The organism is Paraburkholderia franconis (assembly GCF_009362735.1).
Classification (GTDB): domain Bacteria; phylum Pseudomonadota; class Gammaproteobacteria; order Burkholderiales; family Burkholderiaceae; genus Paraburkholderia; species Paraburkholderia franconis.
Genome location: NZ_WHNP01000240.1, coordinates 1 through 914, shown reverse-complemented (window position 1 = coordinate 914; position 914 = coordinate 1). Strand labels below are relative to the sequence as shown.

Genomic DNA, 914 nt, shown 5'->3' with positions numbered 1-914 from the left:
AAGGGCGACAAGACGCTGGCAGAGTTGGCCCAGCAATTTGATGTCCATCCGAACCAGATCACGGACTGGAAGAAGCAGTTGCAGGAGCGGGTTGCCGATGTGTTCGACGCGGGCAACGCGCCCCCAGCTGCACCGCCAATCGACGTGAAGGTGTTGCACGCGAAGATCGGACAGTTGACGTTGGAGAATGATTTTTTAGAAAGCGCGCTCAGCAAGGCGGGACTGCTGGGCGTAAAGCGATGATCGATCGTGATCACGCCCTGCCGGTGACGCAGCAGGCCCGGCTGTTAGGCATAAGCCGCTCGAGTGCCTATTATCAGTCGCGTGGGGTCAGTGAAGCGGATCTGAAATTGATGCGGCGGATTGACGAGCTTCACCTCGAGCATCCATTTGCCGGGGCGCGAATGTTGGCACGTCTACTGCGTCGCGAAGGTATCACAGTCGGACGCAGGCACGTCGGCACCTTGATGAAGCGCATGGGCGTCGAGGCGTTGTATCGCAAGCCAAACACGAGCCGCAAGCATGCAGCCCACAGGATCTGGCCGTACCTGCTGCGCAACCGGAAAATCGATCGGGCCAATCAGGTCTGGGCGCTCGATACGAGCTATATCCCGATGGCGCGGGGCTTCGTCTATCTGACGGCCGTCGTGGACTGGGCGAGCCGCCGGGTGTTGGCGCACCGGGTGGCGATCACGCTGGAGAGCTGCCATGCTGTCGAGGCGCTGGAGGAAGCGTTTGCGAAATAYGGGCTGCCTGAGATCGTCAACACGGATCAAGGAAGCCAGTTCACCGCARCCGAATTCACCGACGCGGTTCTCGGCCGGAAGGTTCTCCTGTCGATGGACGGAAAAGGYGCCTGGCGYGACAACGTGTTCGTCGAACGGGTGTGGCGCAGCGTCAAATATGAAGAGGTT

The 914-nt window shown here is 60.1% G+C and carries 1 pseudogene; it reads left to right on the top strand.

The window, feature by feature from the left end:
* Positions 1-914, top strand: a pseudogene (locus GCT13_RS47935) (IS3 family transposase); the annotation flags it as partial.